Source organism: Nocardioides plantarum (genome assembly GCF_006346395.1).
GTDB lineage: Bacteria > Actinomycetota > Actinomycetes > Propionibacteriales > Nocardioidaceae > Nocardioides > Nocardioides plantarum.
Genome location: NZ_VDMS01000001.1, coordinates 1,091,958 through 1,118,567 on the forward strand (window position 1 = coordinate 1,091,958; position 26,610 = coordinate 1,118,567).

General features: G+C 73.6%; 25 protein-coding genes. 16 read left to right on the forward strand and 9 right to left on the reverse strand.

From position 1 onward, the window contains the following. Window positions 1-5: 5 nt before the first annotated feature. From FJQ56_RS05085 to FJQ56_RS05140, 12 genes are all read left to right on the forward strand, one after another. Entirely contained in the window at window positions 6-1,028 is a 1,023-nt protein-coding gene (locus FJQ56_RS05085; RefSeq protein WP_140008072.1) for an ABC transporter permease, read from the forward strand. A 1-nt stretch (window position 1,029) separates the two neighbouring features. Then, window positions 1,030-2,985 (forward strand): dipeptide/oligopeptide/nickel ABC transporter permease/ATP-binding protein, encoded by a 1,956-nt coding sequence (locus FJQ56_RS05090; RefSeq protein ID WP_140008073.1) that lies wholly within the window; start codon window positions 1,030-1,032, stop codon window positions 2,983-2,985. Further along, complete coding sequence (locus tag FJQ56_RS05095) at window positions 2,982-3,794, forward strand: ABC transporter ATP-binding protein (protein ID WP_140008074.1); 813 nt, start codon at window positions 2,982-2,984, stop codon at window positions 3,792-3,794. The genes FJQ56_RS05090 and FJQ56_RS05095 overlap by 4 nt, the downstream gene beginning before the upstream one ends. Further along, window positions 3,791-7,111: a serine hydrolase gene (locus FJQ56_RS05100; RefSeq protein WP_140008075.1), complete on the forward strand. Its 3,321-nt coding sequence runs from the start codon at window positions 3,791-3,793 to the stop codon at window positions 7,109-7,111. The genes FJQ56_RS05095 and FJQ56_RS05100 overlap by 4 nt, the downstream gene beginning before the upstream one ends. Continuing rightward, window positions 7,112-8,275, forward strand: coding sequence for a M20 family metallopeptidase (locus FJQ56_RS05105; RefSeq protein ID WP_246083995.1), 1,164 nt, complete (start codon window positions 7,112-7,114; stop codon window positions 8,273-8,275). It abuts the gene before it with no gap. Beyond that, on the forward strand, window positions 8,272-9,219 hold the full coding sequence (locus tag FJQ56_RS05110) for a GNAT family N-acetyltransferase (RefSeq protein ID WP_246083996.1): 948 nt from the start codon (window positions 8,272-8,274) through the stop codon (window positions 9,217-9,219). Before FJQ56_RS05105 ends, FJQ56_RS05110 begins: the two co-directional genes overlap by 4 nt. Continuing rightward, window positions 9,216-10,325 carry an o-succinylbenzoate synthase gene (gene menC / locus FJQ56_RS05115; protein ID WP_140008076.1) on the forward strand — a complete coding sequence of 370 codons (1,110 nt, stop codon included), beginning with the start codon at window positions 9,216-9,218 and terminating at the stop codon, window positions 10,323-10,325. The genes FJQ56_RS05110 and menC overlap by 4 nt, the downstream gene beginning before the upstream one ends. Window positions 10,326-10,428: 103 nt before the next feature. Continuing rightward, window positions 10,429-12,153, forward strand: coding sequence for a PucR family transcriptional regulator (locus FJQ56_RS05120; protein ID WP_140008077.1), 1,725 nt, complete (start codon window positions 10,429-10,431; stop codon window positions 12,151-12,153). A gap of 51 nt (window positions 12,154-12,204) precedes the next feature. Then, a complete protein-coding gene (gene ppk2, locus FJQ56_RS05125) occupies window positions 12,205-13,095 on the forward strand; it encodes a polyphosphate kinase 2 (protein WP_140008078.1) in 891 nt (296 codons plus the stop codon). An 81-nt stretch (window positions 13,096-13,176) separates the two neighbouring features. Then, a complete protein-coding gene (locus tag FJQ56_RS05130) occupies window positions 13,177-14,403 on the forward strand; it encodes an inorganic phosphate transporter (RefSeq protein WP_140008079.1) in 1,227 nt (408 codons plus the stop codon). Beyond that, entirely contained in the window at window positions 14,400-14,726 is a 327-nt protein-coding gene (locus FJQ56_RS05135; RefSeq protein ID WP_211350753.1) for a hypothetical protein, read from the forward strand. Before FJQ56_RS05130 ends, FJQ56_RS05135 begins: the two co-directional genes overlap by 4 nt. Before the next feature lies 1 nt (window position 14,727). Then, window positions 14,728-15,051, forward strand: a complete 324-nt coding sequence (locus FJQ56_RS05140) for a DUF3349 domain-containing protein (protein ID WP_140008080.1) — start codon at window positions 14,728-14,730, stop codon at window positions 15,049-15,051. A gap of 8 nt (window positions 15,052-15,059) precedes the next feature. On the opposite strand, the gene FJQ56_RS05145 is transcribed toward FJQ56_RS05140, so the two are convergent. The 3 genes from FJQ56_RS05145 to FJQ56_RS05155 are packed head-to-tail and all read right to left on the reverse strand — an operon-like array spanning window position 15,060 to window position 18,014. After that, on the reverse strand, window positions 15,060-16,247 hold the full coding sequence (locus FJQ56_RS05145) for a thiolase family protein (RefSeq protein WP_140008081.1): 1,188 nt from the start codon (window positions 16,245-16,247) through the stop codon (window positions 15,060-15,062). A 40-nt stretch (window positions 16,248-16,287) separates the two neighbouring features. Beyond that, window positions 16,288-16,917: a hypothetical protein gene (locus tag FJQ56_RS22020; protein WP_170215264.1), complete on the reverse strand. Its 630-nt coding sequence runs from the start codon at window positions 16,915-16,917 to the stop codon at window positions 16,288-16,290. A gap of 56 nt (window positions 16,918-16,973) precedes the next feature. Further along, complete coding sequence (locus tag FJQ56_RS05155; protein ID WP_170215265.1) at window positions 16,974-18,014, reverse strand: hypothetical protein; 1,041 nt, start codon at window positions 18,012-18,014, stop codon at window positions 16,974-16,976. A gap of 37 nt (window positions 18,015-18,051) precedes the next feature. Between FJQ56_RS05155 and FJQ56_RS05160 the strand changes: the two genes are divergently transcribed. Continuing rightward, window positions 18,052-19,224, forward strand: a complete 1,173-nt coding sequence (locus FJQ56_RS05160) for a glycoside hydrolase family 183 protein (protein ID WP_170215266.1) — start codon at window positions 18,052-18,054, stop codon at window positions 19,222-19,224. On the opposite strand, the gene FJQ56_RS05165 is transcribed toward FJQ56_RS05160, so the two are convergent. The 3 genes from FJQ56_RS05165 to FJQ56_RS05175 all read right to left on the reverse strand — a co-directional run bounded on the left by FJQ56_RS05165 (window position 19,208) and on the right by FJQ56_RS05175 (window position 21,320). Continuing rightward, entirely contained in the window at window positions 19,208-19,525 is a 318-nt protein-coding gene (locus FJQ56_RS05165; RefSeq protein WP_140008085.1) for an STAS domain-containing protein, read from the reverse strand. The two genes, FJQ56_RS05160 and FJQ56_RS05165, sit on opposite strands and share 17 nt — an antisense overlap. A 45-nt stretch (window positions 19,526-19,570) precedes the next feature. After that, a complete protein-coding gene (locus tag FJQ56_RS05170; protein ID WP_140008086.1) occupies window positions 19,571-19,834 on the reverse strand; it encodes a hypothetical protein in 264 nt (87 codons plus the stop codon). Window positions 19,835-20,084: 250 nt separating this feature from the next. Next, a complete protein-coding gene (locus FJQ56_RS05175) occupies window positions 20,085-21,320 on the reverse strand; it encodes an HNH endonuclease signature motif containing protein (protein WP_140008087.1) in 1,236 nt (411 codons plus the stop codon). Between the two features lie 326 nt (window positions 21,321-21,646). Here FJQ56_RS05175 and FJQ56_RS05180 point away from each other — a divergent pair, with 326 nt between their 5' ends. After that, window positions 21,647-21,988, forward strand: coding sequence for a DUF1801 domain-containing protein (locus tag FJQ56_RS05180; protein ID WP_140008088.1), 342 nt, complete (start codon window positions 21,647-21,649; stop codon window positions 21,986-21,988). 32 nt (window positions 21,989-22,020) lie between these two features. On the opposite strand, the gene FJQ56_RS05185 is transcribed toward FJQ56_RS05180, so the two are convergent. Next, window positions 22,021-22,782 carry an SDR family oxidoreductase gene (locus tag FJQ56_RS05185; protein WP_140008089.1) on the reverse strand — a complete coding sequence of 254 codons (762 nt, stop codon included), beginning with the start codon at window positions 22,780-22,782 and terminating at the stop codon, window positions 22,021-22,023. Window positions 22,783-22,830: 48 nt separating this feature from the next. On the opposite strand from FJQ56_RS05185, the gene FJQ56_RS05190 reads away from it, so the two are divergent. Further along, entirely contained in the window at window positions 22,831-23,925 is a 1,095-nt protein-coding gene (locus FJQ56_RS05190; protein ID WP_140008090.1) for an NAD(P)H-dependent amine dehydrogenase family protein, read from the forward strand. Between the two features lie 47 nt (window positions 23,926-23,972). Here the strand turns inward: FJQ56_RS05190 and FJQ56_RS05195 are convergent, their stop codons facing one another. Together FJQ56_RS05195 and FJQ56_RS05200 are read right to left on the reverse strand one after the other, a co-directional pair. After that, window positions 23,973-24,518, reverse strand: coding sequence for a DinB family protein (locus FJQ56_RS05195; protein WP_140008091.1), 546 nt, complete (start codon window positions 24,516-24,518; stop codon window positions 23,973-23,975). A gap of 162 nt (window positions 24,519-24,680) precedes the next feature. Next, on the reverse strand, window positions 24,681-26,246 hold the full coding sequence (locus FJQ56_RS05200; protein ID WP_140008092.1) for a peptide chain release factor 3: 1,566 nt from the start codon (window positions 26,244-26,246) through the stop codon (window positions 24,681-24,683). A 62-nt stretch (window positions 26,247-26,308) separates the two neighbouring features. Here FJQ56_RS05200 and FJQ56_RS05205 point away from each other — a divergent pair, with 62 nt between their 5' ends. Next, complete coding sequence (locus tag FJQ56_RS05205; protein WP_140008093.1) at window positions 26,309-26,560, forward strand: lipopolysaccharide assembly protein LapA domain-containing protein; 252 nt, start codon at window positions 26,309-26,311, stop codon at window positions 26,558-26,560. The last annotated feature ends 50 nt before the right edge of the window (window positions 26,561-26,610 follow it).

Consider the following 26,610-nt stretch of genomic DNA (forward strand, 5'->3'; position numbering starts at 1 on the left):
GGACGATGACGACGACGGCGAGCTCGGTCGCCGCCGCTCCCGCGACGGACCGGAAGGTCGGACGGGTCTCGGGGGCGCTGTCCCACCGCTGGGTGCGCTTCGCCGTACGGCGCCTCGCGCGGCTGGTCGGCTCGCTGGCGGTCCTGGTGACCGCCGCGTTCGCGATGATCCACCTCATCCCGGGCGACCCGGTGCGCGGCGCGCTCGGCCCGACCGCGCCCGCGGCCCTCGTCGAGGCGCGGCGCGAGTCCCTCGGGCTCAACGACCCGCTCTGGGAGCAGTACTGGCACTACCTCCAGGGCCTGTTCACCGGTGACCTCGGGACGTCGCTGACGATGCAGCTGCCCGTCTCCGACATCGTCGCGCAGCGGCTGCCCGCGACCCTGACGCTGGCCGTCCTGGGGTTCGTGGTGGCCGTCGCGGTGGCGGTCCCCCTCGGGGTCGCGATGGGCGTCGTCACCCGGCGCGGCCGGGGCCGGCGCAGCGAGCTGGCGTTCACCACCACCAGCGTCGTGCTCGGCACCATCCCCGACTTCCTCATCGGCGTCGGCCTCGTCTACGTGTTCGGGGTCAGCCTCGACTGGCTCCCGGTCGCCGGCAACGAGACCGCGGACGCCTACGTGCTGCCCGTCGCGGCGCTCGCCGTCGGTCCGGCCGCCATCCTGGCCCGGATCATCCGGGTCGAGATGGTCTCGGTGCTCGAGGCCGACTTCGTGCGCACCGCCCGCGCCAAGCGGCTGCCGGCCCGCACGGTCTACCTCGGTCACGCCCTGCCCAACGCGCTGACCGCGGCCCTCACGCTGGGCGGCCTGCTGCTCGGCAGCCTGGTCGCCGGCACCGTGCTGATCGAGAACGTCTTCGCCTGGCCGGGCCTCGGCAAGACCATCGTCTCCTCGATCCTCAGCAAGGACTACCCCGTGGTGCAGGCGATCGTGCTGGTCTACGGCGTCAGCGTGCTGCTGGCCAACACCGTCGTCGACGTCGCGCTCGCGCTGCTCGATCCCCGTTCCATGGTCGTGGAGGACTGACATGGCCCGCCGATGGTCCCGGGTGCTGCGCACCCCCCTCGGGCTGACCGCCAGCGTGCTGGTGCTCGCCGTCCTGCTCCTCGCGGTGGCGGCACCGGTGCTGTGGTCGGGCCGCGCCGACGCGGTCGACACCGACCACATCCTCACCGGCCCGTCGGCCCAGCACTGGGCGGGCACCGACAGCCTGGGCCGCGACATCCTCTTCCGCTCGCTGGTCGCCGGCCGGCTCTCGGTCGAGCTGGCGCTGCTCGCGACCGGGATCGGCGTCGTCGCCGGCCTGCTGCTCGGCACCGCCCCCCTGCTGGTCGGACGCCGCCTGGGCCGCCTGGTCACCACCGCGGTCAACATCGCGGTCGCCTTCCCGGGCCTGCTGCTCGCGCTGTTCTTCGCCGTCGTCTTCGGCGTCGGCGCCACCGGCGCGGTCCTGGCCATCGGCCTGGCCAGCGCGCCGTCGTTCGCGCGGCTCGTCGAGACGCTGGTCGCCGGGGTCGCCGCGCTCGACTACGTGTCCGCCGCGCGGGTGGCCGGCGTCGGGCGGCTGCGGGTGCTGACCCGCCACGTGCTGCCCAACATCGCCGAGCCCCTGGTCGTCAACGCGACCATCGCGGCGGGCGGGGCGCTGCTCGCCTTCGCCGGCCTGTCCTTCCTCGGCCTCGGCGTCCAGGGTCCGGCGTACGACTGGGGTCGGCTGCTGTTCGAGGGCGTCGGCACGATCTACGTCAACCCCGCCGCGGCCCTCGCCCCGGGCCTGGCCGTGCTGCTGGCCGGCCTGGCGCTCAACCTGTTCGGCGAGGTCGTGGCCAAGGGCCTCGGCGTCACCACGGTCGGCGGCCTCCCCGTCCCCGCGAGCACCGACCAGCACCCCGCCGCCGACCGGCCGGGCGCCGCCAGGGGCGAGCACCTCGCGATGGCCCCCTCCGACCTCGTGCTGGACGTGCGTGACCTGCGGGTGTCGTTCCCCGGGCCCGTGGGACCCGTGCGCTGCGTGCGCGGCGTCACCTTCTCGGTGCGCCACGGCGAGGCGCTCGGCCTGGTCGGGGAGTCGGGGTCGGGCAAGTCGCTCACCGCCCTGGCCGTCGCCCAGCTGATCGAGGAGCCGGGCCGCGTCGAGGCCTCGCGGCTCGAGTTCCGCGGTGCCGACCTGCGCGCCGGCGCCCGCGCCCACCGGCACCTGCTCGGCACGTCGATGGCGATGGTGTTCCAGGACCCGATGTCGTCGTTCAACCCGACCCGACGCATCGGCGGCCAGCTCGCCGAGGTGGCCCGCCACCACCAGGGCATGACCCGCTCGGACGCCCTCGCCCGCGCCGTGGACCGGCTGCGTGCGGTCCGGGTGCCCGAGCCCGAGCGGCGCGCGTCGCAGTACCCGCACGAGTTCTCCGGCGGCATGCGCCAGCGCGCCATGATCGGCATGGGCATCATGGGCAGCCCCGCGCTCATCATCGCCGACGAACCCACCACCGCCCTCGACGTGACCGTGCAGCAGCAGGTGCTCGACCTGCTGCAGGCCATCCGCGAGGAGGACGACGTGGCCCTGGTGCTCATCAGCCACGACGTGACCGTCGTGCGCGAGGTCTGCGACCGCGTCCTGGTGATGTACGCCGGCCGCATCGTGGAGGACCTGCCCGCGGCCCGGCTGCGCGGCGGCGCCCGCCACCCCTACACCCGTGCGCTGGTCGCGGCGGTGCCCGACATGGAGACCGACCTCGACCAGCCCCTGGCCGTCGTGCCCGGGCGCCCGGTCGACCCCGTCGACGTACCGGCCGGGTGCGCGTTCGCGGCCCGGTGCCCGCTCGCCGACGACCACTGCCGGACCGTGGACCCGCCGCTGGAGACGGCTCCCGACGGCAGCCAGGTCGCCTGCTGGAAGCCCGGCGTGCCGATGGCCCTCGACGAGGCCACCGGCGAGATCACCGGCGAGGTCACCGGCGACCGCGAGGCGGTGGACGCCCCGTGAGCGAGCTGCGCTTCGAGGACGTCACGGTCCGCTACGGCAGCGCACGACGTCCGTTCACCGCCGTCGACGGCGTCAGCCTGACCGTGCCCGACGGGCAGGTCGTCGGCCTGGTCGGCGAGTCCGGCTCGGGCAAGTCGACGCTCGCCCGCGCGGCCGTCGGCCTCGCGCCGCTGCACGGCGGGCGGATCCTGCTCGGCGGGGAGCCGGTGCCCCGGCGGGGCCGGGTGCGCCCGCTGCAGATGGTCTTCCAGGACCCGTTCTCCTCCCTCGACCCGCGGATGACCATCCGCGAGAGCGTCGCCGAGGCGATGCCCCCGGGCACCTCGCGCAACGAGCGGCGGGCCGAGGTCGAGCGGCTGCTCGCGCTCGTCCACCTCGACCCGGCCATCGGCGCCGCCCTGCCGGGGCGGCTCTCCGGCGGGCAGCGGCAGCGGGTCGCGTTCGCCCGGGCGCTGGCCGCGCGCCCCGAGGTGGTCATCGCCGACGAGATCACCTCCGCGCTCGACGTCTCGATCCAGGGCGCCGTGCTCAACCTGGTCCGCGAGCTGCAGCGCGAGCTGGGTCTCTCGATGCTCTTCATCTCCCACAACCTGGCCGTGGTCCGCTACGTCGCCAGCCACGTCGCGGTGATGTACGAGGGCCGGATCGTCGAGCAGGGCCCCGTCGCCCAGGTGCTCGTCGAGCCGCAGCACGACTACACCCGCCAGCTGCTCGCCGCCGTCCCCGGGACCCGACCCGTCCGGTCCGCCCCCTCCCTACGCAAGCCCTCTCCCGCCCCCACCGCCCCCACCGCTAGGAGCTCCTCGTGACCCGACGGATGCGCATCGACGACCTGACCGCCCTGGCGGTCCCCTCCCAGCCGGCCCTGTCGCCCGACGGCTCGCGGGCGGCGTACGTCGTCCGCACGCTGGACGTCGACAGCGACCGGCCGGTGGACCGGTTGTGGATCGTCGGCACCGACGGCAGCGGGGCTCCACGCCCCCTCACGAGCGGCCCCGGCGACACGACGCCGCGCTGGTCGCCCGACGGCTCGCGGCTGGCGTTCGTGCGGTCCGACGACGGCGTCGCGCAGGTCTGGCTGCTGCACGCCGACGGCGGTGAGCCCGAGCAGGTGACCTCGCTGCGGTTGGGGGCCGGCGCCCCGGTGTGGAGCCCGGACGGCACGCGGATCGCCTTCACCGCCCCGGTCGACCCGGCGCCCCGCGGCACCGGGCCGATCGTGACCACGCGCATCGACTACCAGGCCGACGGCGTCGGCATGCTCGCCTCGATCCGCACCCAGCTGCACGTGCTCGACCTGGCCGGCGGCACCTGCCGCCAGGTGACCGACGCACCCGAGCACGCCGGCGAGCCGGCCTGGGCCGCGGACGGCCGCACGCTCGCCTTCACCCGCCGCGTCGGAGCCGACAGCGACCTCACCTTCCGCACCGCGGTGCACCTGCTCGACGTCGACGACGCCGCAGCCCGACCCCGCGTCGTCGCCCTCGAGGACGGCGTCGCCGCCGCCGTCTCCTTCGCCGCCGACGGCAGCCTGCTCGTCGTGGGCCACCCCGGCGACCTCGTCGGCCACGCCCACCTGTTCCGCGTGCCGCTCGAGGGGACCGTCGGCGGCGAGCCCGTCGACCTGGCCGGCCACCTCGACCGCAACGTGATGCCCGGCGCCACGGCCTACCCCGGCGCCCGTCCCGTCGACACGCCCGAGGGCGTGCTGTTCTGCGTGCGCGACCGCGGGTGCACGCACCTGTGGCGGGCGGCCGACGACACCACCACGCCGGTGCTCGTCGGCGACGGCCGCGTCGTGTCCGGGCTCTCCGTCGCGGGCGGCGTCGCCGCGGTCGCGCTGGCCACCCCCACGTCGTACGGCGAGATCGTGGTCGTCGACCTCGCCACCGGCGCCGAGCGGGTGCTCACCGACCACGGCGCCTCGCTCGCCGACATCGAGCTCTTCGTGCGCCAGGAGCGCACCTTCACCAGCGCCGACGGCACCGAGCTGCAGGCCTGGCTGGTCCGCGACCCCGCGCTCACCGGCCCCGGCCCGCTGGTGGTCGACGTGCACGGCGGACCCCACAACGCGTGGAACGGCGCCGCCGACGAGATGCACCCCTACCACCAGGAGCTCGCCGCCCGCGGCTGGACGGTGCTGCTGGTCAACCCGCGCGGCAGCGACGGCTACGGCGAGGCGTTCTACGACGGGGTCAACGGCGCCTGGGGCGTCGCCGACGCCGACGACTTCCTGGGCCCGATCGACGACCTCGTCGCCGAGGGCATCGCCGACCCCGAGCGCCTCGCGATCACCGGCTACAGCTACGGCGGCTTCATGAGCTGCTACCTGACCGCGCAGGACCACCGGTTCAAGGCCGCCGTGGGCGGTGGGGTCGTCAGCGACCTGGTCAGCCAGTTCGGCACCTGCGACGACGGCACCTGCCTGAGCGCCTACGAGCTCGGCGGGATGCCGTGGGCCGAGCCGGAGCGGTACGCCGCGATGTCACCGATCACCCGCGTCGCCGACGTGCGCACGCCGACCCTGCTGCTGCACGGCGGCGCCGACCTCACCTGCGACCTCGGCCAGGCCCAGCAGTGGCACACCTCGCTGCGCCAGCTCGGCGTGCCGACCCAGCTGGTGATCTATCCCGAGCAGTCGCACGCGTTCGTGCTCACCGGCCGCCCGTCGTACCGGATGGACTACGCGCGCCGCACGGTCGACTGGCTCGAGCAGCACACGCTCGCGGCCGGGCGCCCGCGCATCGACGTCGCGCACTGGGAGCAGCGGCTCGCCGAGCTGGCCCGCCGGCACCAGGTGCCGGGTGCCTCGCTCGGCATCCTGCGGGTCTCGCCGTACGGCGAGGACGAGGTCGTGACCACGTCGTACGGCGTGCTCAACGTCGAGACCGGCGTGCCGACCACGCCCGACTCGCTGTTCCAGATCGGCTCGATCTCCAAGGTCTGGACCGCGACGGTCGCGATGCAGCTGGTCGACGAGGGGCTCCTGGAGCTCGACGCCCCGCTGGTCGAGGTGCTGCCCGAGCTGCAGCTGTCGGACCCCGACGTCACCAAGTCCGTCACGCTGCGCCACCTGCTCAACCACACCAGCGGCATCGAGGGCGACGTGTTCACCGACACCGGCCGCGGCGACGACTGCCTGGAGAGGTACGTCGACGTCCTGGCCGAGGCCGGCCAGAACCACCCGCTCGGCGCGACCTGGTCCTACTGCAACTCGGGCTACTCGCTGATCGGCCGGGTGATCGAGAAGGTCACCGGCACCACCTGGGACCAGGCCATGCGCGACCGGCTCTTCACGCCGCTCGGCCTCACCAGGACCGTGACGCTGCCCGAGGAGGCGCTGCTCCACAGCGCCGCCACCGGCCACGTCGAGCACGAGGGCGAGACCCTCGTCGCCCCGGTGTGGACGATGGCGCGCTCGGTCGGGCCCGCCGGGCTGATCACGGCCACGGCGGCCGACGTGCTCACCTTCGCCCGGCTGCACCTCGCCGACGGCGTGGCGCCCGACGGCACGCGGCTCCTCAGCGAGGACGCCGCCGCCGCCATGGCCGCGCACCAGGCCGACCTGCCCGACAAGATCGTGCTCGGCGACTCGTGGGGCCTGGGCTGGATCCGCTTCGGCTGGGACGGGCAGCGGCTCATCGGACACGACGGCAACACCATCGGCCAGGCCGCTTTCCTGCGGGTGCTGCCCGAGGCCGGCTTCGCGGTCACGCTGCTCACCAACGGCGGCCACGGCCGCGACCTCTACCAGGACCTCTACCGCGAGCTGTTCGCCGAGCTGGCCGGCGTCGCGATGCCGGCGCCGTTCACCCCGCCGGCGGACCCCGAGGTCACCGCCGACGTCGACATCACGCCGTACGTCGGGAGGTACGAGCGCCACTCCGTGCTGATGGAGGTGCTCGACGGCCCCGACGGGCCGACCCTGCGGACCACGCTGAGTGGCCCCATCGCCGAGCTGACGGCCGACCCGGTCGACGAGTACCCGCTGGTGCCGGTCGGACCCGCCCTGTTCGCCCTGCGCCCGCCCGAGGTCGAGAGCTGGGCGCCGGTGACCTTCTACGAGCTGCCGACCGGGGAGCGCTACCTCCACTTCGGTGCCCGTGCCACGCCCCGGGTCGACTGAGTGACCACCACGCTCCTGCCCGCGTTCCTGGACGACCTGCGCGAGCTGGTGGAGTGCGAGTCGCCGTCCGCGGACCTCGCTGCTGTCGCCCGCTCGGCCGAGGTGGTGGCCCGGCTCGGCACCGCACGCCTCGGCACGGCCCCGGAGACGATCGTGCTCGACGGGCGCACCCACCTGCGGTGGCGCCTGGGCGACGGTCCGTCACGCCTGCTGCTCGTCGGCCACCACGACACGGTGTGGCCCCTCGGCACGCTCGCGGAGCGGCCGTTCTCGGTGGCCGACGGCGTCGTGCGCGGGCCCGGGTGCTTCGACATGCTCACCGGCCTGGTGATGGCGTTCCACGCCCTGGCTTCCCTCCCGGACGTCGACGGGGTGACCCTGCTCGTCACCGGTGACGAGGAGCTCGGCTCGCCCAGCTCGCGGGGGCTGATCGAGGACGAGGCCCGGCTCGCCGGGGCGGCGCTCGTGCTCGAGGCATCGGCCGACGACGGCGCGCTCAAGACCGGACGCAAGGGCGTCTCCCTCTACGACGTGGGCCTGCACGGCCGCGCCGCCCACGCCGGGCTCGAGCCCGAGAGCGGCGTCAACGCCACCCTCGAGCTGGCCCACCAGGTGCAGGCCGTCGCGGCGCTGTCCGACCCGTCGGCCGGTACGACGGTCACGCCGACCGTCGCCACCGCCGGCACGACCACCAACACCGTCCCGGCGACGGCGTCGTTCGCGGTCGACGTACGGGTGCGCACCGTCGCCGAGCAGGACCGGGTCGACGCCGCGATGCGCGCGCTGGGCCCGGTGCTCCCCGGTGCCCGCATCGAGGTGCGCGGCGGTCCCAACCGCCCACCCCTGGAGGAGGCGATGTCGGACGCGCTCTGGGGGCGCGTCCGGTCCCTCGCCAGCGAGCTCGGCCTGCCCGCCCCGACCGCCGTGTCCGTCGGCGGGGCCTCCGACGGCAACCTCACCGCCGGCGTCGGCACCCCGACCCTCGACGGCCTGGGTGCGGTCGGTGGCGGCGCCCACGCCGACCACGAGCACGTCCTGCTCGCGCCGATCGCCGGGCGCACCGCCCTGCTCACCCGGCTCGTCGCGGACCTGCTGGCCCACCCGCTGGAGCACCCGTCGGGCGCGACCAACACGCCCCTCCCGACTCGTGGATCGCGACCATGACACACGCCGACGACCTGACCAGCATGGGTGCCGTGACCCACATGACCCAGGTGGCCCAGGTGGCCGCGCCCACCGCGCCCACCGCCACTGCCCCCGGCCTCGACGAGGCGGTGCAGGTGGCCGACGCGGCCGCCCGGGCCGCCGGGGTCACCGTGCGCGAGGTCGGCGACCTGGGCGAGCTCGGCGACGTCGTCGACCTGCTCGCCACGATCTGGGGCCGCGGCGTCAACCCGCCGGTCACCCTGGAGCTGCTCCGCGCGTTCACCAAGGCCGGCAACTACGTCGGCGGCGCGTTCGAGGGCGACCGCCTCGTCGGTGCCTGCGTCGGCTTCTTCCACTCCCCAGCCGAGGACGCCCTGCACAGCCACATCGCCGGCGTCTCCTCGACTGCGCTGGGCCGCAGCGTCGGGTTCGCGATCAAGCTGCACCAGCGCTCCTGGGTGATGCTGCGCGGCGTCTCGGACGTCGCCTGGACCTTCGACCCGTTGGTGCGCCGCAACGCCCACTTCAACCTGGTCAAGCTCGGCACCGTCCCGGTCGAGTACCTCCCCAACTTCTACGGCGCGATGCCCGACCGCATCAACGGCGGCGACGACACCGACCGGCTGCTCGTGCGCTGGCCGCTGCGCGACCCCGCGGTGCTCGCGGCGTGCGCCGGGGCCGGCTCGCGACCGGTGGTCGGCCCGGACGCCGTCGTCGCCCTCGACGTGGGGACCGACGGGCTGCCCGTCCTCGGCCGGCTCGACGCCGCGACGTCCCTGGTGCAGGTGCCCCACGACGTCGAGACGCTGCGTCGTACGGACCCCGCGGCCGCCCAGCAGTGGCGTACGGCGGTGCGCGAGGTCCTCACCACCCTGGTGGCCGACGGGGCGCGGATCGTCGGCCTCGACGCCACGCACGGCTACGTCCTGCACCGCACCGAGCCCGAAGGAGACCTGGCATGAGGCTGACCGGTGTCGAGCTGAGGTGGGTGTCGCTGCCCCTGGTGTCGCCCTTCCGCACCTCGTTCTCCACCCAGACCACCCGCGACCTGCTGCTGCTGCGGGTCGTCACCGACGAGGCCGAGGGCTGGGGCGAGTGCGTGGCGATGGCCGCGCCGCTCTACTCCGAGGAGTACGTCGACGGGGCGGCCGACGCGCTGCGCCGCTTCCTCGTGCCGGCCCTGGCTGCGGCACGCGGACCGCTCACCGGACCCGCCGTCGCCCGCGTGCTGGAGCCCTTCCACGGCCACCGGATGGCCAAGGCCGCGCTCGAGATGGGCGTGCTCGACGCCGAGCTGCGCGCGGCCGACCGGCCCCTGTCGCGCGAGCTCGGCGCGGTGCACGACCGGGTCCCGTGCGGCGTGTCGGTCGGCATCATGGACGACCTCGGGGCCCTGCTCGACGCCGTCGGCGGCTACCTTGACGAGGGCTACGTCCGGATCAAGCTCAAGATCGAGCCCGGATGGGACGTCGCTCCGGTCCGCGCCGTCCGCGAGCGCTTCGGCGACGACGTGCTGCTGCAGGTCGACGCCAACACCGCCTACACCCTGGCCGACGCGCGTCACCTCGCGCGGCTCGACCCCTTCGACCTGCTCCTCATCGAGCAGCCGCTGCCCGAGGACGACCTCTTCGGGCACGCGGACCTCGCCCGGCTGATCACCACCCCGGTCTGCCTGGACGAGTCGATCACCTCGGCACGGACCGCAGCGGCCGCGATCCGGCTGGGCGCCTGCTCGGTGGTCAACATCAAGCCGGGGAGGGTCGGCGGCTACCTCGAGGCGCGCCGCATCCACGACCTGTGCGTGGCGCACGGGGTGCCCGTGTGGTGTGGCGGCATGCTCGAGACCGGTCTGGGGCGCGCCGCCAACGTCGCCCTCGCCGCCCTGCCAGGCTTCACGATGCCGGGCGACACCTCGGCCTCGGACCGCTACTACGCCACCGACGTGACCGCCCCCTTCGTACTCGACGACGGCCACCTCACCGTGCCCACGGGACCGGGCCTGGGCGTCGAGCCGTTGCCCGACGCGCTCGCCGCCGTCACCACCGCCACGGAGTGGATCCCGGTCTGACCGGCAGCTCCCGGAGCCGTCCTCGTCGCGCCCGACCAACGCCGGGCGTCTTCTGGTCGTGCAGGACGAAGCACGCCCGGCGACGGACCCCTATCGTCGGCAGATGACCCCAGCGGCGACGCCCACGGCGGCCCCCACGGTGAACCTGCGTCCGCGCGCCAGCCTCGGGCGCGTGCTCGACGACCTCGGCGCCACCCTGCTCCAGCTGGTGGCCGGCGACGTCGAGGGTGCCCCCGAGATCGGGGGCGTGGTCATCCACGACCCGCTCGACGTGCCCGCGCTGCCGGCCGGCGCGCTGGTGCTCGCGGTCGGGCTCGAGGACGAGACCGACGTCGTCGCGCTCCTGCGCGACCTGGGCGAGCAGGGCGCCGCGGGGCTGGTGCTGCGCGCCCCCGCCCCGGTCAGCGACGACGTACGACGCGTGGTCGAGGCCACCGGGGTCTGCCTGCTGGTGCTGAGCCGGGGAGCGCCGTGGGCGCACCTCGCCACGATGCTGCGGTCCCTCCTCGCGGAGGGCGACATCGCCGTCGCCGGGTCCGAGTCGCTCGGCGGCCTGCCCTCCGGTGACCTGTTCGCCGTGGCCAACGCGATCGCCTCCCTGCTCGACGCCCCGGTCACGATCGAGGACCGCCGGTCGCGGGTGCTCGCCTTCTCCGGCCGCCAGGACGAGGCCGACCCGTCGCGGGTCGAGACCATCCTGGGCCGCCAGGTGCCCGAGCGCTACGCGCGGGCGCTCGCCGACCAGGGCGTGTTCCGCGAGCTGCACCGCACCGACCGCCCCGTCTTCGTCACCCCGATCCCGATGGACGGCGACACCTTCACCCGCCCGCGGGTCGCCGTGGCGGTCCGCGCCGGCGACGAGGTCCTCGGCTCGATCTGGGCCGCCGTCCCGGGCCCGTTGAGCGACGAGCGCACCGAGGCCCTCTGCGACGCCGCCAAGCTCGTGGCCCTCCACCTCCTGCGCGTGCGGGCCGGCGCCGACGTCCAGCGCCGGCTGCGCGCCGACCTGCTCAGCACCGCGCTCGAGGGCGGGGTCCAGGCCCAGGGTGCCCTGGACCGGCTGGGACTGGGCGGCGGCGTGCAGCTGATGGTGCTCGGGGTCGCGGTCACCGGGTCCGACGTCGGGGCGGGCCCGGACGACGACGCCGTGGTGGCCCACGACCGCGAGCGCCTGGGCGACGCGTTCGCCGTGCACCTGAGCGGCGCCCACCCCCGGTCGGCGGCGGCGCTCATCGGCGGCGTCACCTACGGACTGGTCCCGGTGCCGGGCGTCGTCGACGGCGCCGAGGACCGCGCCGCCCGCATCGCCCAGGAGTTCCTCGACCGGGTCGGCGACCGCCGCAGCGCCGTGGTCGGCATCGGCCCCACCGCGGGCGACGTCACCGCGCTCGCCCACTCCCGGGCCTGCGTCGACCGGGTCCTACGGGTCCTGCGCGACCGCCCCGGCGGCCGGCCGGTGGCGCGGCTGGCCGACGTGCACGTCGAGTCGCTGATGCTCGAGATGCGCGACATCGTGGCCGCTCGCGGCGACCGTCCCGAGGGGGCGCTGGCGCGCCTGGCGGCGTACGACGTCCAGCACCGGACCAACCTCGTGGAGACCCTACGGGCCTGGCTCGAGGCCTTCGGCGACGTGGTCGCGGCCGCCGAGGGGCTGTTCGTGCACCCCAACACCTTCCGCTACCGGCTGCGCCGCGTCGCCGAGGTCGGTGGGATGGACCTCGACGACCCCGACGTCCGCTACGGCGCGCTGCTCCAGCTCCGACTGCTGCCGCCGGCGGCCCCCGCGAGCCCGGCGGCCCCGGCCCCGGAGCACGCCGCAGGCGGATGACCGAGCGCTGCGCGTCACCTTCCGTTCAGACGGGCTCGCTAGGTTCGGCGCATGCTGGGTGACGTTCGCGAGTACATCGACCGACTGCACGTCGACGGCTTCACCATCGGCGAGGACCACGACGACGACCCGGTGCTGCTCGACGCCGACGGCCGCGCCGTCGACACCTGGCGCGAGAACTACCCCTACGACGAGCGGATGCCGCGCGACGAGTACGACGAGGCCAAGTACCTCCTGCAGGTCGAGCTGCTGAAGTTCCAGCGCTGGGCGTCCGACACCGGGACCAAGCACGTCCTGCTGTTCGAGGGGCGCGACGCCGCCGGCAAGGGCGGGACGATCAAGCGGTTCATGGAGCACCTCAACCCGCGCTACGCCCGCACCGTCGCGCTGAGCAAGCCCAACGACCGCGAGCAGAACCAGTGGTACTTCCAGCGCTACGTCCGGCACCTGCCGACCTCGGGAGAGATGGTGCTGTTCGACCGGTCCTGGTACAACCGCGCCGGGGTGGAGCGGGTGATGGGCTTCGCCTCCGACGGCGAGTACGACCAGTTCCTCGCCCAGGCCCCGCTGTTCGAGCAGATGCTCGTCGACAGCGGCATCTCGCTGAGCAAGTACTGGTTCTCGGTCACGCAGTCCGAGCAGCGCACCAGGTTCATCATCCGCCAGGTCGACCCCGTGCGGCAGTGGAAGCTCTCCCCCATCGACCTCGAGTCGCTCGACAAGTGGGACGACTACACCGAGGCCAAGGAGGCGATGATCCGGCGTACCGACACCGAGTGGGCGCCCTGGACGACCATCAGGAGCAACGACAAGAAGCGGGCCCGGGTCAACGCGATGCGCCACTTCCTGTCCCGCTTCGACTACGAGGGCAAGGACACCTCGATCGTGGGCACCCCGGACCCCCTGATCGTCCGGCGCGGCATCGAGGCCGTCGGCGACTGAGCCCGGGCCCGCCGGTGAACGTCCGGCGAACTCCGGCCGCAGGGGGTGCCCAGGACCCCCTCCAGGGAGCACCGTGGTCGGGTGACTGAGGCAACGCTGATCCTCGTGCTGGTGGTCGTCACGGCCCTGGCCTTCGACTTCACCAACGGGTTCCACGACACGGCCAACGCGATGGCGACGTCCATCGCGACCGGTGCGCTGAAGCCCAAGGTGGCCGTGACGCTGTCGGCCGTGCTCAACCTGGTGGGGGCGTTCCTGTCCGTCGAGGTGGCCCTGACCGTCACCAACTCGGTGATCAAGGTCCAGGAGAAGTCCGGCGCCCCCAATCCCGACCTCACCGGGGACCAGGGCTACGCCCTGCTCCTCATCGTGCTGGCCGGACTGGTCGGCGGCATCGTGTGGAACCTGACCACCTGGCTCGTCGGGCTGCCGTCGTCGTCGTCCCACGCCCTCTTCGGCGGCCTCATCGGCAGCGCCATCGCCGGCCTCGGCCTCGACGGCGTCAACTGGAACGGCGACGGGTCCAAGCTCGACGGCGTCATCGGCAAGGTGATCCTGCCGGCGCTGGCCTCGCCGGTGATCGCCGGCGTCGTCGCCGCGGTCGGGACCTGGCTGATCTTCCGGGTCACCGTCGGCGTGGCCGCGCGGTTCACCGAGAACGGCTTCCGGTGGGGCCAGATCGGCAGCGCCTCGCTGGTCTCCCTGGCCCACGGCACCAACGACGCGCAGAAGACCATGGGCGTCATCACCCTCGCCCTCATCGCCGGCGGCCGGTGGGACGACACCGAGGCCGTCCCCTTCTGGGTCAAGCTGTCCTGCGCCTTCGCGATCGCCGCCGGCACCTACCTCGGCGGCTGGCGCATCATCCGGACCCTGGGCAAGGGCCTGGTCGAGATCGGCTCCCCGCAGGGCATGGCCGCCGAGAGCTCCTCGGCCGCCGTCATCCTCATCTCGAGCCACCTCGGCTTCGCGCTGTCCACGACCCACGTCGCGACCGGCTCGATCATCGGTACCGGTGTCGGCAAGCGGGGCGCCGAGGTCCGCTGGGGGATCGCCGGCCGGATGGCCCTCGCCTGGCTGATCACGCTCCCCGCCGCCGGCCTGGTCGGCGCGGCCATGTGGTGGCTCGGTGACCTCCTCGGGGGGTACGCCGGCCCGCTCGCCGTCACCGCCGTCCTGATCGCGACCGCGGCGACGCTCTACGTCCGATCCCGGCTCCAACCGGTGTCGGCCCACAACGTCAACGACGACTGGGACGGCGCCGACCAGGGCGCCCGGTCGACCGACCGGAAGAAGGCCGTCGCATGATCGACAACCTCGGCTTCGCCCTCGACGGCGCCTGGCGCGTGCTGGTCTTCGGCCTCCTCTTCGGGGCCGGCCTGCCGCTCGTCTTCGCGCTCGGGATCCGCTCGCTGGCCTGGGGCAACAGCGGCGACGCGCTCGCCCCGGATGCCGGTGCCGCCGACAGCCACGACTCACCGCACCCGCTGGGCCGCGTCGTCGCCGGCCTGTGCCTGCTCGTGGTGCTCGCCGGAGTCGCCCTCGGACTGACCATCATCACCGCGACCGGGTTCGGCAAGACGGTTTCCTTCGAGCACGTCTATCCCACCATCGTCGCGAAGGAGGGCTGAGATGACCGCCCCGACCCCCGAGTCCGGTGGCAAGCTGCGCGGGATCCTCGACTGGCTGCGCGCGGGCTACCCGGCCGGCGTACCGACCAAGGACTACATCCCGCTGCTCGCCCTGCTGCGCCGCCGCCTGACCGAGGACGAGGTCGCCGAGATCGCGCGTCAGGTGGCCGCGCCCTCCCGGTCGGGTGAGGGGTCCGAGCCCGACGTGGGGGTCCTGATCACCAAGATCACCGACGCCCTGCCGAGCCCGGAGGACGTCGCCCGGGTCGAGGCCCACCTGACCGCGCACCACGCCTGGCCCGAGGACACCTCGCCGGAGGCCTGAGCTCGGCCTCAGCGGGCGTTCTCGAGCACCACGGCGAGGGCCTGCCCCACGCCGATGCAGATCGCGGCCACCCCCCACCGCTCGCCGCTCTCGACCAGCCGGTGGGCGAGGGTGCCGAGGATGCGGGTGCCGCTGGCGCCGAGCGGGTGCCCGAGGGCGATCGCCCCGCCCTTGGTGTTGACGATCGCAGGGTCTCTCAGCCCTTCGGCGGCCCAGGCGTCGACGCACGCGAGGGCCTGCACCGCGAACGCCTCGTTGAGCTCGACCGCCCCGACGTCGGGCCACCCGATGCCGGCCCGGCGCAGGGCCTTGTCGGCCGCCTCGACGGGAGCGAAGCCGAAGTCCTGCGGGTCGAGGGCGTGCACCCCCCGACCGGCGATCCGTGCGAGCGGCGCGAGTCCGAGAGCAGCGCTCTCGCTTCCCAGCAGGACGGCGGACGCGCCGTCGTTGAGCGGTGAGGCGTTGGCCGCCGTGATCGTGCCGTCCGCACGGAACGACGGTCGGAGGCCGGCCAACCGGTCGGCGGTCGACCCCGGGCGGATGCCCTCGTCGCGGTCCAGGTCGACACCGGGGACCGGCACGACCAGGTCGTCGTAGAACCCGGCGTCCCAGGCGGCCGCGGCCAGCCGGTGGGAGCGGGCCGCGAACTCGTCCTGCCGCTCGCGGGAGATGGCGAAGCGCTCGGCCAGCATCTCGTTGGCCTCGCCCAGCGCGACCGTCCACTCCGCCGGCATCCGCTCGTTGACCAACCGCCACCCCAGGGTGGTCGAGACCGCCTCGAGGTGGCCGGCCGGGAAGGCCCGCGACGGCTTGGGCAGCACCCACGGGGCCCGGGTCATCGACTCCACGCCTCCCGCCACCACGACGTCGGCGTCCCCGGACTCGATGGTGCGCGAGGCGACCATCGCGGCGTCGAGGGACGAGCCGCACAGCCGGTTGACCGTGGTGGCCGGCACCGAGGTGGGCAGTCCGGCCAGGAGCACGGCCATCCGGCCGACGTTGCGGTTGTCCTCGCCGGCACCGTTGGCGTTGCCCCACACCACGTCGCCGAGGCGGACCGGGTCCAGGCCCGGCGCCGCCGCCAGCACCCCGCTCAGCGCGAGCGCCGCGAGGTCGTCGGGACGGACCTCGGCCAGCGCGCCGCCGTAGCGGCCGAAGGGGGTGCGGGCGGCGGCGTACACGAAGGCGGTGGGCACGCTCCGAGCCTAGGGCTGGGGTCCGTGGGCCGGCGGAGGGTCAGTCGTCGTCGCCGTGGCCGGAGCGGTCGTCGTCGCGGCCGTCGTGGCCGGAGCCGTCGTCGTCGGAGCTGTCGTGGCCGGAGCGGTCGTCGTCGCGGCCCGAGCCGGACCGGTCGTCGTCGCCGTGGCGGCCCTGGTCGTCACCGGCGTCGTGGCGCGGGCCGTCGTCGCTGCGGTCGTCGCTGCGGTCGTCGCGGCCGTGGTCGTCACCCGCGTCGTGGCGCGGGCCGTCGTCGCTGCGGTCGTCGCGGCCGTGGTCGTCACCCGCGTCGTGACGGGGGCTGTCGGTGCTGCGGTCGTCGCGGCGGTCGTCGCGGCGGTCGTCGCGGCGGTCGTCGCGGCGGTCCTCACGGTGGTCGTCGCGGCGGTCGTCGCGGCGGTCCTCGCGGCGGTCCTCACGGCGGTCCTCACGGCGGTCCTCACGGCGGTCGTCGTCCGCACCGGTGGTCGGGGCGTTGGTGGGGGCGTTGGTCGGGGCGTCGGTGGGCTGCGAGGTCGGGGTGCTCGTCGTCGCTGAGTGCGACGAGCGGTGCGGGGCGGTGTCGGCCTGGGCGAGGGCTCCGACGCCGAGTCCGGCGGTGGGGAGGACGACGGCGGCGACGATGAGGGTCTTCTTGAAGGGGTTCATGTGATGAGGCTCGGTCCTGGCCGTGAGCCCTCCATGAGCCGCCGGTGAGAACGCTCTTACGCCGCAGGCACGGCGGGGTCCTCGGCCGACTCGTCGGCCGGCTCGTCGGCCGGGCGGTCGACGACGGCGGCGCCCAGCGTGAGCAGGGCCAGCACCAGCCACGAGAGCAGCACGGCGACCGGCCGCACCCCGACCGAGGTGCCGAAGAAGACATCCGCCCGGGTCAGCGAGAGCGCTGCTCCCGGAACGGTCCAGGGCACGATGTCGGGCCACGGCGACGGGAGCCCCGCGGGGTCGGTCAGGGCGAGCAGCGGCGCGAGGGCCGCCAGCGAGAAGGACCCTGCGACCGCGAGTCCCGCCAGGCCGAACACCGCCTCGGCTCCACGGATCAGCCAGGCGGTCGCCGCGATGGTGGTGGCGCCGACCGCGGTCGTGCGGAGGAGGCCGAGGTCGGTCGAGGCCGTCACCGTGGAGACGACGAGGGCGATCGCGAACGCCGCCACCACGCTGAGGACCGCGAGCACCAGCACGCGGGTCAGGGCCTGGCGCGTCGAGGTCACCCGCGACCCGGCCACCAGCAGCAGGCCGATCGCGAGCGCGACGCCGAGCACGATCCACGCCACGACCACGGCGTACGGCGTCCCGCGCCAGGCGTCGGGGTTGCGGACCGGTCGGACCTCGACGACCCGGACCACGCGGCCGTAGCCGAGGCTCACCGACGCGACCTGCGCCCGGACCGCGGCGACGAGGTCCGGGTCGGCCGTGGACGACACGCGCAGGACGTCGTACGGCTTGCCGAGGTCGATATCGACCGTCGCGTCGAGCAGGCCGCGGCGTACGGCGTCGGCGGGGTCGTCGTCCTCGGGCAGCACCACCACGCGGCGCGGCGCCCCCGGCAGGGCGGCGGCGCGCTCCACGACGCTCTGGGACACCACCACCGGTCCGACGACGCCCATCTCGACGGCATCGGGCTGCGGACCCTCGCTGCCCACCTGGAGTGCGAACATGAGGGGGGCCAGCACCAGGCCGGCCACGAGCATCACCACGAGCACGACCGGGAGGCCCGGGCGTGGGCGGAGCGTGGTCGGCGTGTCCATGTCGGGCTCGACGCTAGCGGGAGAGGAGGCGCACCGGATGAGGATTCCCTGGCGGGCCCGGGTCGTCGCGACGGTGGCGCCTGCGGCCGTGGCGCTCGGCGCCCTGCTCTGGACGCTGCCCGACGGCCCGGCCGTGCGCCCGGCACCGACCGTCGTCGGGGCGACCCAGACCCGCTGCCTGCCGACCCACGGCCTCGACACGGTCAGGGAGCTCGACCGGTTCGCGCGTGAGGTGCGGGGCAACCCGGAGTTCCAGGGCGGCGACGTCGGCGCGAGCGTCGCGCTGCAGGACGGTCGCCAGCTGTTCCTGTTCGGCGACACCCTGCGCGGCGCCGACTTCGACGGCCAGGCGTTCGTGCGCAACTCGATGCTCGTCTTCAGCCCCGCGTGCGCCCAGGTCCTGCTGCCGGCCGACCACGGCGCGATCCTGCCCGACCGGGCCGACGGCGTCGGCTACTGGCCGATGTCGGTCGCGCGCGTCGAGCGGCCCGGCTACGACCTGGTGGGGGTGACGGCCCAGCGGGTGCGCGACAACGGCGACCAGTCCGCGGGCATCTTCGCCTTCGACAACCTCGGCCCGGCCGTCGCGGTCTTCGTCGTCCCGCGCGGCGGGACCCCACAGCTCATCGAGCTCCAGGACGTCGGGCCCGACCGGGTCGACACGACCCGGCCCGTCTGGGGTGCCGCGTCGGCCGTCGTCGGCGACACGGTCTACCTCTACGGCACCGCCCGGCCCGCCGAGGCCGGGGTCTTCGGGTTCTCGCTGCAGGTGGCGCGGGTCCGCGTCGACGACCTGCTCGACCCCACCAGGTGGCGCTACTGGGACGGCCAGGCGTGGCAGCGCGACCCCGGCCGGGCCGCCGTTCTGATCCCGGCCGACGGTGGGGTGTCGCAGACGCTCAGCGTCTTCGAGCAGGAAGGACGGTGGTACGCCGTCAGCAAGCGCGACGAGGTGCTCGGCACCGACCTCACCGTCTGGACGTCGCCGGGGCCGACCGGCCCGTTCACGCCGAGCCCGGCGCTCGCGCAGATCCCGTCCGACGCCGCGACCGGGACCCTGCGCTACCTGGCCCTCGCCCACCCCGACCTGCTGCCGAAGGCGGGCACGATGGTCGTCTCCTACAGCCAGAACGACACCGACGTCGGCGACGTGCTGGCCGACCCCCGGCGCTACCGGCCGCGGTTCCTGCGGGTCACGCTGCCCCGCTGAGGTCGAACGGCAGCCCGCTGATCTCCAGGACGCGGGCCGCGAGGGTCCCCGAGCGGGTCACCAGCGTCACCTCGCCACCGCGGGTGCGACACCGACGCATGGCCGCCGCCAGGATGCCGAGGCCGATGCTGGGCAGGAAGTCGACCTCGCTGAGATCGACCCTCACCGGCACGGTGAGCTCGGCCGACGCGGTGGCGAGCGCGGACTTCATGTCGTCCAGGGAGAGCTCGTCGACGATGCCGCTCAGGGTCAGCGTCGAGGTCGACTCGTCGTACGACGCGTCGAAGGGCCGTCCACTCATGCCGAAATCCTAGGAGGTCGGCCTATCTTCCACCCGCAGGCCGTCTCACCGCGCCGCGACGGCGCGCTGCATGCGCGCCTGGTAGCGCTCGACGCGCCCCTGCCAGGTCAGCACCAGGAGGGGGCCGATGACCGGCACGAAGACCAGGACGATGAAGCCCCACACCCCGTGGGGCAGCCGCATCTTGCCCCGGAGCAGCTGCACGACCACGACCGCGACGAGGACGAGGTGCACGATGCTGACCACGGTGATGCCCACCTCCAGCGGCGACGGGGCCAGCGGGGGAAGCTCGTGGTCCTGCTCAGGCATGTCGTGCTCTCCGTACGTCGTGGCTCTCGGCCCCGAACCGTACGCGGCGCGGACCTGGACACGGAACTCGGCGTGCCCCTACGCGCCCCGGTCCCGGGCTGCGACGGGCAGCGGGAGGTGGAGCCCGTCGCCAGCGGAGAACGCTCTTCCTCAGGCTCTGAGGGCGCGCCACACTCGTACGTGCCCTGGGCGTCGACTCGTCATGGCGACCGGTACCCGGGTGCGGCGATGCGGTGAGCGACCTGCGGTGTCAGGTGCGGGTGGGGTCGTGGCCGGGTTGGTGGGCGCGTGCGTGGTGGTAGGGGCACAGCAGGCTGGTGGTGCGGAGGTCGGTGCCTCCGCCGTGGGCCCAGGGGATGTGGTGGTGGGCGTGGCACAGGTAGCCGGGGACGTCGCAGCCACTGTGGTGTTGGCAGTGGCGTTGCTCGACGATCGCGGCGAGGCGTTGGGCGGGGGTGTGGAACCTGTGCTTCCGGCCTAGCGCGAGGACCTCGCCGGATGCGTTCATCCAGGCCGGGATGACCCCGGCGCCGCAGGCCAGGCGGAGGTACTCGGTGGGGCTGATCTTGGTGCCGGTCTCCAGCTGGGCGGCCTTCATCTTCCCCTGCAGGAGGTCGTAGTCACCGATGACGATCACGGTGGCGGACAGGCCGCCGATCTTCGGTAGCTGGGTGGGGTCGTAGGTCTCGATCCAGTCCACGAACGCCTGGCCGAGGCGTTCGGCTGAGGGTCTCTGCCAGTCGTAGGACCCGGGCCCGTGTTCGGCGCGGACGTGCTTGGGGGCGGCCAGGGCGTGGAGCTGTTTGCGGAACGCATCGGCGGTGGCGGTGGGGATGGAGAACCGGCCGTGGGTCAGTCCGTCACCGTCGTCGCCCATGGTGAGTCGGGTGCGTCTGCGGGCGCGTTGTTCCTGGGCTTCCAACGCTTTGGCTTCGCGTTCGTCGGCGCCTTCGGGGTCCAGGCGTTCCCAGATCGCGTGGCCCATCGTCGCCAGGGCATCGGCGTCATGGCCACCGACAGCCTCAGCGAGCAGGAACGTCTCGGCGCGGGCCTGGTCGTGGGCGGTGACCTTCTCGTCGTCCAGCAGAGCGACATGGTTGGCGATGGCTTGGGCCTGCTCGGCATGGATCTCCCCGCGGGCCGTCGCGGTGCGGGTGGGTTCGAGGTCGCCCAGGCCTGCGGCGAGCTTGGCCTTTGCGCGAGCAGACCGTCCGGTCACCCCGGTGGTCTGCTGCACCCACCGGGCGACGTTGCGGCACTGCGTCTGGCCAGGCAGGTCCAGGACCTCGGCCTGTCTGATGGAGCGGGCTTCGAGCTCGGCCACACCGGCGGCGACCCGGGCACCCAGACCCACCACACGGATGGTGGTCTCTACATCCATCGACCAGGCCGGGACGTCGGCCAGACCCTTCAGCTCGTCGAGGAACCGGCACAGCACTGCCTTGATCGGGTGTCCCGATCCGGGGGTGTCGGTGTGCTGGGCCATGGGTCTATTCCAGCACCGACCACCGACAGTCCCGATCGACTTTCCCGCTCAACCACAGGGGTTGTGGACAACCCAGCCCCACCCCGTCCCTGTGGACGACTCGTGGTTGTTTCCACAGACCCGTGGGTCGGGTTGGGCGGGTCGGTGGCGGTGGCTTCGAGGCTCGTCGCTGGGGCTCCTCGCACCTCAGCCGACGTGGGGGCGGGGCCGGGGCGGCGTACCGGGTCGGGTCGCCGCTGGGGCTCCTCGCACCTCAGCCGACGTGGGGTTCGGCGGCGTGGCGCCGGGCCTCCTCAGCCGACGGCGGACAGCGGTACCGTCGATCCATGGGCGACGACTGGCGCGACGAGGTGGTGACGAGGGTGCGGGGCCTGGTGCTGGGTGCCGACCCGGAGATCGTCGAGGAGGTCAAGTGGCGCAAGCCGACCAACCCCGACGGGGTGCCGACGTTCTCTGCCTCGGGCCTGGTCTGCACGCTCGAGACCTACCAGGACAAGGTCAAGATGACCTTCGCCAAGGGCGCGGCGCTCGACGACCCGGCCGGCGTGTTCAACGCCAGCCTCGACGCCGGGACCCGCCGGGCCGTCGACGTCAAGGAGGGTGACGCCCTCGACGAGGACGCGTTCGTCGCCCTGGTCCGCGCCGCGGTCGAGCTCAACCGCCGCTGACGGCACGACCGGGCCCGCCGTCGTACGACGGCTCAGGGGTTGGTCGGGATGTGCATGACGGTGCCGCCGTCCATGACGAACTCCGCACCGGTGGTGAACGACGACTCGTCGCTGGCCAGGAACAGCACGAAGCTGGCGACCTCCTCGGGTCGGCCCGGGCGGCCGAGCGGGATGGGGATCAGGCCCTCGGGCATCTGGTCGGTGGCGGGGGTGCTGATCCGGCCGGGGTGCAGGGAGTTGCAGCGGATGCCGTGGGGCGCGAGCTCCATGGCGACCGACTTGGTGAGCCCGGTCAGCCCCCACTTCGAGGCGACGTAGCCGTGGGCCCAAGGGGTGCCACGCAGCCCCTCGATCGAGGAGGTGTTGATGATCGAGCCGCCGCCGGCGGCGATCAGCGCCTCGGTGGCGGCGCGGATGCCGAGGAAGGCGCCGGTGAGGTTGACGTCGAGCATCTCCTGCCACAGCGCCCGCTTGTAGCGCTGCAGCTGGCCGCCGTTGAAGATGCCGGCGTTGTTGAACAGCACGTCGAGCCGGCCGAGCTCGGCGACGGTGAGGGCGACGGCGGCCTTCCAGTCCTCGTCGCTGGTGACGTCGAGGTGGACGTAGCGGGCGACGCCCTCACCGAACTCTCCGCACAGCTCGTCGGCGAGCGCCCGACCCTCCTCGTCGAGCAGGTCGCCGATGACGACCCGGGCACCCTCCGCGACGAGCATCCGCGCGCTGGCGCCCCCGATGTTGCGAGCCCCGCCGCTGATGAGCACGACCTTGCCCTCGACCCGTCCTTCGCGTTCCATGCGCCGGACCCTACCGTCCGAAGTAGAACCTGTTCTAGATTCACGCCCATGTCTCCGCAGACGATCCGCGTCGCCCAGGTCGCCACCGGCAACGCCGGCAGGCTGACCCTCCGCCAGCTCATCGACGACCCGCGGTTCGACCTCGTCGCGGTCAGCACCTCGACCCCGGACAAGGTGGGCCGGGACGCCGGCGAGCTGGCCGGCCTCGCGGTGACGACCGGCGTCACCGCCGTCGGCGACCTCGCCGCGCTCATCGCGACGAGGCCCGACGTGGTCGTCTACTGCGCGATGGGCGACACCCGGCCGGTCGAGGCCACCCACGACGTACGCCGGCTGCTCGAGGCCGGCATCGACGTCGTCGGGTCGGCGCCCGGCACACTGCAGTACCCCTGGGGCACCATGCCGCAGAAGGTGATCGACAAGGTGGAGGCCGCCGCGCAGGCCGGCGGCGCGAGCGTCTACGTGACCGGCGTCGACCCCGGGTTCGCCAGCGACCTGGTGCCGTTGGCCCTGGCCAGCACGTGCCAGCGGATCACCCAGGTCAAGACCTACGAGCTCGCCGACTACGCGACGTACGACGGCGCGGAGGTGATGTTCGACCTGATGGGCTTCGGTCAGCCGGTCGACTCCACTCCCCTGCTGTTCCTGCCGGGTGTGCTCGCGATGGCGTGGGGCACCACGATCCGGATGACGGCCGCCGGGCTGGGCATCGAGGTCGACGAGATCGTCGAGCACTGGGAGGCCGCGCCGGCGCCCGAGGGCTACGACATCGCCGCCGGCCGCATCGAGCAGGGCACCATCGCAGCGCTGAGGTTCTCGATCAGCGGCCTGGTCGACGGCCACCCCGCGATCGTCGTCGAGCACGTCACCCGCACCCGCGACGACCTGCGCCCCGACTGGGCCCGCCCCGCCGCGGGCGGCGGGTCCTACCGCGTCGAGATCACCGGCGAGCCGTCGTACGTCGTCGACATCGTGCCGAGCAGCGAGCACGGCGACCACAACCACGCCGCGATCGTCGCCGCGTGCGGTCGCATCGTGAACGCGATCCCCGACGTGGTCGCCGCCCGTCCCGGGATCCTCACCACGCTCGACCTGCCGTTGCCGACGGGCCGGGGCACCTACGTCGGCCCCGGCGGGCGCTGACCGCCGCGCCGGGCGACGCCCAGCCCCGCCAGACCCGCAGACCGACCTCAGCCCATCGACTTCCGGCCGTCGATCGTCTCGCGGATGATGTCGGCGTGCCCGGCGTGCTGGGCCGTCTCGGCCACCAGGTGCACGAAGACCCGCAGCGTGCTCCAGCTCGCGCCGGGCTCGAACCACGGCGCCGTCGGCAGCGGGTGACGGGCCGACAGGTCGACGGTGCGGACCAGCTCGTCGGTCGAGGCCGCCGCCTCGTCGTACGCCGCGAGCAGGCCGGCGAGCGTCTCGTCGTCGCGCATCGTGAAGCCGTCGAGGTGAGCGAGCACGACGGCCGGCGGGTTGCTCCAGTCGACGTTGGCCCAGTCGACATCGGGAGCCTCGTCCGGTCCGTCGACGACGAACGCGGCCCACTGCCGCTCGATGACGGTCACGTGCTTGATCAGCCCACCGAGGCAGAGCTCGCTGGCGGTCGGGGTCAGCCGGGCCTGGTCGTCGGTGAGGCCGTCGACCGTGCCGCGGAACAGCCCACGGTGCTTGGTCAGGGCCTCGAGGAGGTCGGCGCGGTCGAGGTCGGTGGGGTGCTGGGTGGTGGTCATGGCGTCAGGCTAGGACCGCTTCAGGTCAGTTTGCGGCCTGAATGAAGCGTTGGGAAATTCTCCGCCGGCGTGGTGAAACTCCCGCCTCGTCGACGACGTTTCGTCATAGGGGCGGGAGTTTCACCGCTGTGGCGGTGAATCTCCCAACGGGTCCCAGAACCCTCAGACCCCGCCCGCCGGCAGCGCCTCGAGCATGATCTCGGGGTTGTCGCGCGCGGTGACGTCGGCTCGCCACCGGTCGACGAAGAGGGCCATGGGGGTGCCGTCGGAGCGGCGCAGCACCTCGACGCCCCGCTTGCCGACCAGGGCGGCGGCGCCGTCGTCGTCGGTACGGCGGGCGACCTGGTAGTCGAGGCGGGAGAGTCGGATCGGGGAGTTGAACTCGTGGGTCATCCGCTCCTGGACGACCTCGAACTGCATCGGCCCGACCGCCGCGAGCACCGGGCTCTGGTCGCCGCGCAGGTCGGAGCGCAGCACCTGGACGACGCCCTCCTGGTCGAGCTGCTCGATGCCCTTGCGGAACTGCTTGTAGCGGCCGATGTCGGCGGCGGTCGCGACCTGGAAGTGCTCGGGGGCGAACGACGGGACGGGCGGGTACTCGATCGGGTCGCCGGTGTAGACCGTGTCGCCGACGCGCAGCGACGCCGCGTTGACCAGGCCGATGATGTCGCCGGGGGCGGCGGTCTCGATCGACGACAGCTCCCGACCGAAGACGGCCTGGGCGTACTTCGTCGCGAACGGCCGGCCCGTCGAGGCGTGGGTGACGACCATGCCGCGCTCGAAGGTGCCGGACACGACGCGGGCGTAGGCGAGCCGGTCGCGGTGGGCGGCGTTCATGCCCGACTGCACCTTGAAGACGAAGGCACTGAACTCGTCGTCGACCTCGCGCAGCGACCCGTCGACGCCGGGCGTCGTGTGCGGGGCGGGAGCCAGGTCGAGGAGCAGGTCGAGCAACTGGGCGACGCCGAAGTTCTGCAGCGCCGAGGCGAACATGACCGGGGTCGTCGTACCGGCCAGGAAGAGCTCCTGGTCGTGGTCGGCGCCGTCGGCCTCGAGCAGCTCGCTCTCCTCCACGGCGTCCTGCCAGACCGCGCGGTCCTCGTCGCCGACCTCGTCGGGCGACATCCGCCGCTCGGGCGCGCGGGTGGCGCCGCCGGCGGTGCGGGTGTACTTCACGAACTCGCCCGTACGACGGTCCAGCACCCCCCGGAAGTCGCCCGCCTCCCCGACGGGCCAGGTCAGCGGCGTCGGGCGCAGCTTGATCTGCTTCTCGATCAGGTCCATCAGCTCCAGGGCCGACAGGCCCGGCCGGTCCCACTTGTTGATGACGGTGATGACGGGGATGCCGCGCAGCGCGCAGACCTTGAACAGCTTGAGGGTCTGCGGCTCGAGCCCCTTGCCGGCGTCGACCAGCATCACGGCGGAGTCGACGGCCGACAGCACCCGGTAGGTGTCCTCGGAGAAGTCGGAGTGGCCGGGGGTGTCGACGAGGTTGACGACGTGGTCGCGGTAGTTGAACTGCAGCGCGGCGGAGGTGATCGAGATGCCGCGGGCCTTCTCCATGTCCATCCAGTCCGACACGGTCGCGCGGCGACCGCCCTTGCCGTGCACGGCGCCGGCCTCGGTGATGACGCGGGCGTGCAGCGCGAGCGCCTCGGTCAGCGTGGACTTGCCGGCGTCGGGGTGGCTGATGACGGCGAAGGTACGGCGGGGACGGGCGTCAGACACTCCGCGAACCTACCGTCCGTCCGGGTGGTCCCCCGACTCTGCGCCGATGGTGGGGTTGGCCCATGAACAACGCTCACGACCAGACGACGCAGGACACCCGCGAGAAGAAGGGCTTCCCGCTCTCCCCCAAGCAGGTCGTCGGCGTCGTCCTGCTGCTCCTCGTGGCCATCTTCTGCGCCCAGAACACCGGCGACACCACGATCAAGCTCTTCGGCGGCGAGACCGAGTCGCCGTTGTGGGTCTGGCTGCTCGGCGTCCTCGCCCTCGGCGTGCTGATCGGGATCCTGCTGCCGGTCGGCCGCAAGAAGGACTGAGCGCGACGCCGGCTGAGGTGCGAGGAGCCCCGGCGACGAGCCTCGAAGCC

Excerpts from the sequence above, each read along its gene's own strand:
- FJQ56_RS05085 (WP_140008072.1), top strand. The coding sequence starts at position 6 with ATGACGACGACGGCGAGCTCGGTCGCCGCCGCTCCCGCGACGGACCGG.
- FJQ56_RS05090 (WP_140008073.1), top strand. The coding sequence starts at position 1,030 with ATGGCCCGCCGATGGTCCCGGGTGCTGCGCACCCCCCTCGGGCTGACC.
- FJQ56_RS05110 (WP_246083996.1), top strand. The coding sequence starts at position 8,272 with ATGACACACGCCGACGACCTGACCAGCATGGGTGCCGTGACCCACATG.
- menC (WP_140008076.1), top strand. The coding sequence starts at position 9,216 with ATGAGGCTGACCGGTGTCGAGCTGAGGTGGGTGTCGCTGCCCCTGGTG.
- FJQ56_RS05120 (WP_140008077.1), top strand. The coding sequence starts at position 10,429 with ATGACCCCAGCGGCGACGCCCACGGCGGCCCCCACGGTGAACCTGCGT.
- ppk2 (WP_140008078.1), top strand. The coding sequence starts at position 12,205 with ATGCTGGGTGACGTTCGCGAGTACATCGACCGACTGCACGTCGACGGC.
- FJQ56_RS05135 (WP_211350753.1), top strand. The coding sequence starts at position 14,400 with ATGATCGACAACCTCGGCTTCGCCCTCGACGGCGCCTGGCGCGTGCTG.
- FJQ56_RS05140 (WP_140008080.1), top strand. The coding sequence starts at position 14,728 with ATGACCGCCCCGACCCCCGAGTCCGGTGGCAAGCTGCGCGGGATCCTC.
- FJQ56_RS22020 (WP_170215264.1), bottom strand. The coding sequence starts at position 16,917 with ATGAACCCCTTCAAGAAGACCCTCATCGTCGCCGCCGTCGTCCTCCCC.
- FJQ56_RS05155 (WP_170215265.1), bottom strand. The coding sequence starts at position 18,014 with ATGGACACGCCGACCACGCTCCGCCCACGCCCGGGCCTCCCGGTCGTG.
- FJQ56_RS05160 (WP_170215266.1), top strand. The coding sequence starts at position 18,052 with ATGAGGATTCCCTGGCGGGCCCGGGTCGTCGCGACGGTGGCGCCTGCG.
- FJQ56_RS05165 (WP_140008085.1), bottom strand. The coding sequence starts at position 19,525 with ATGAGTGGACGGCCCTTCGACGCGTCGTACGACGAGTCGACCTCGACG.
- FJQ56_RS05170 (WP_140008086.1), bottom strand. The coding sequence starts at position 19,834 with ATGCCTGAGCAGGACCACGAGCTTCCCCCGCTGGCCCCGTCGCCGCTG.
- FJQ56_RS05175 (WP_140008087.1), bottom strand. The coding sequence starts at position 21,320 with ATGGCCCAGCACACCGACACCCCCGGATCGGGACACCCGATCAAGGCA.
- FJQ56_RS05180 (WP_140008088.1), top strand. The coding sequence starts at position 21,647 with ATGGGCGACGACTGGCGCGACGAGGTGGTGACGAGGGTGCGGGGCCTG.
- FJQ56_RS05185 (WP_140008089.1), bottom strand. The coding sequence starts at position 22,782 with ATGGAACGCGAAGGACGGGTCGAGGGCAAGGTCGTGCTCATCAGCGGC.
- FJQ56_RS05190 (WP_140008090.1), top strand. The coding sequence starts at position 22,831 with ATGTCTCCGCAGACGATCCGCGTCGCCCAGGTCGCCACCGGCAACGCC.
- FJQ56_RS05195 (WP_140008091.1), bottom strand. The coding sequence starts at position 24,518 with ATGACCACCACCCAGCACCCCACCGACCTCGACCGCGCCGACCTCCTC.
- FJQ56_RS05205 (WP_140008093.1), top strand. The coding sequence starts at position 26,309 with ATGAACAACGCTCACGACCAGACGACGCAGGACACCCGCGAGAAGAAG.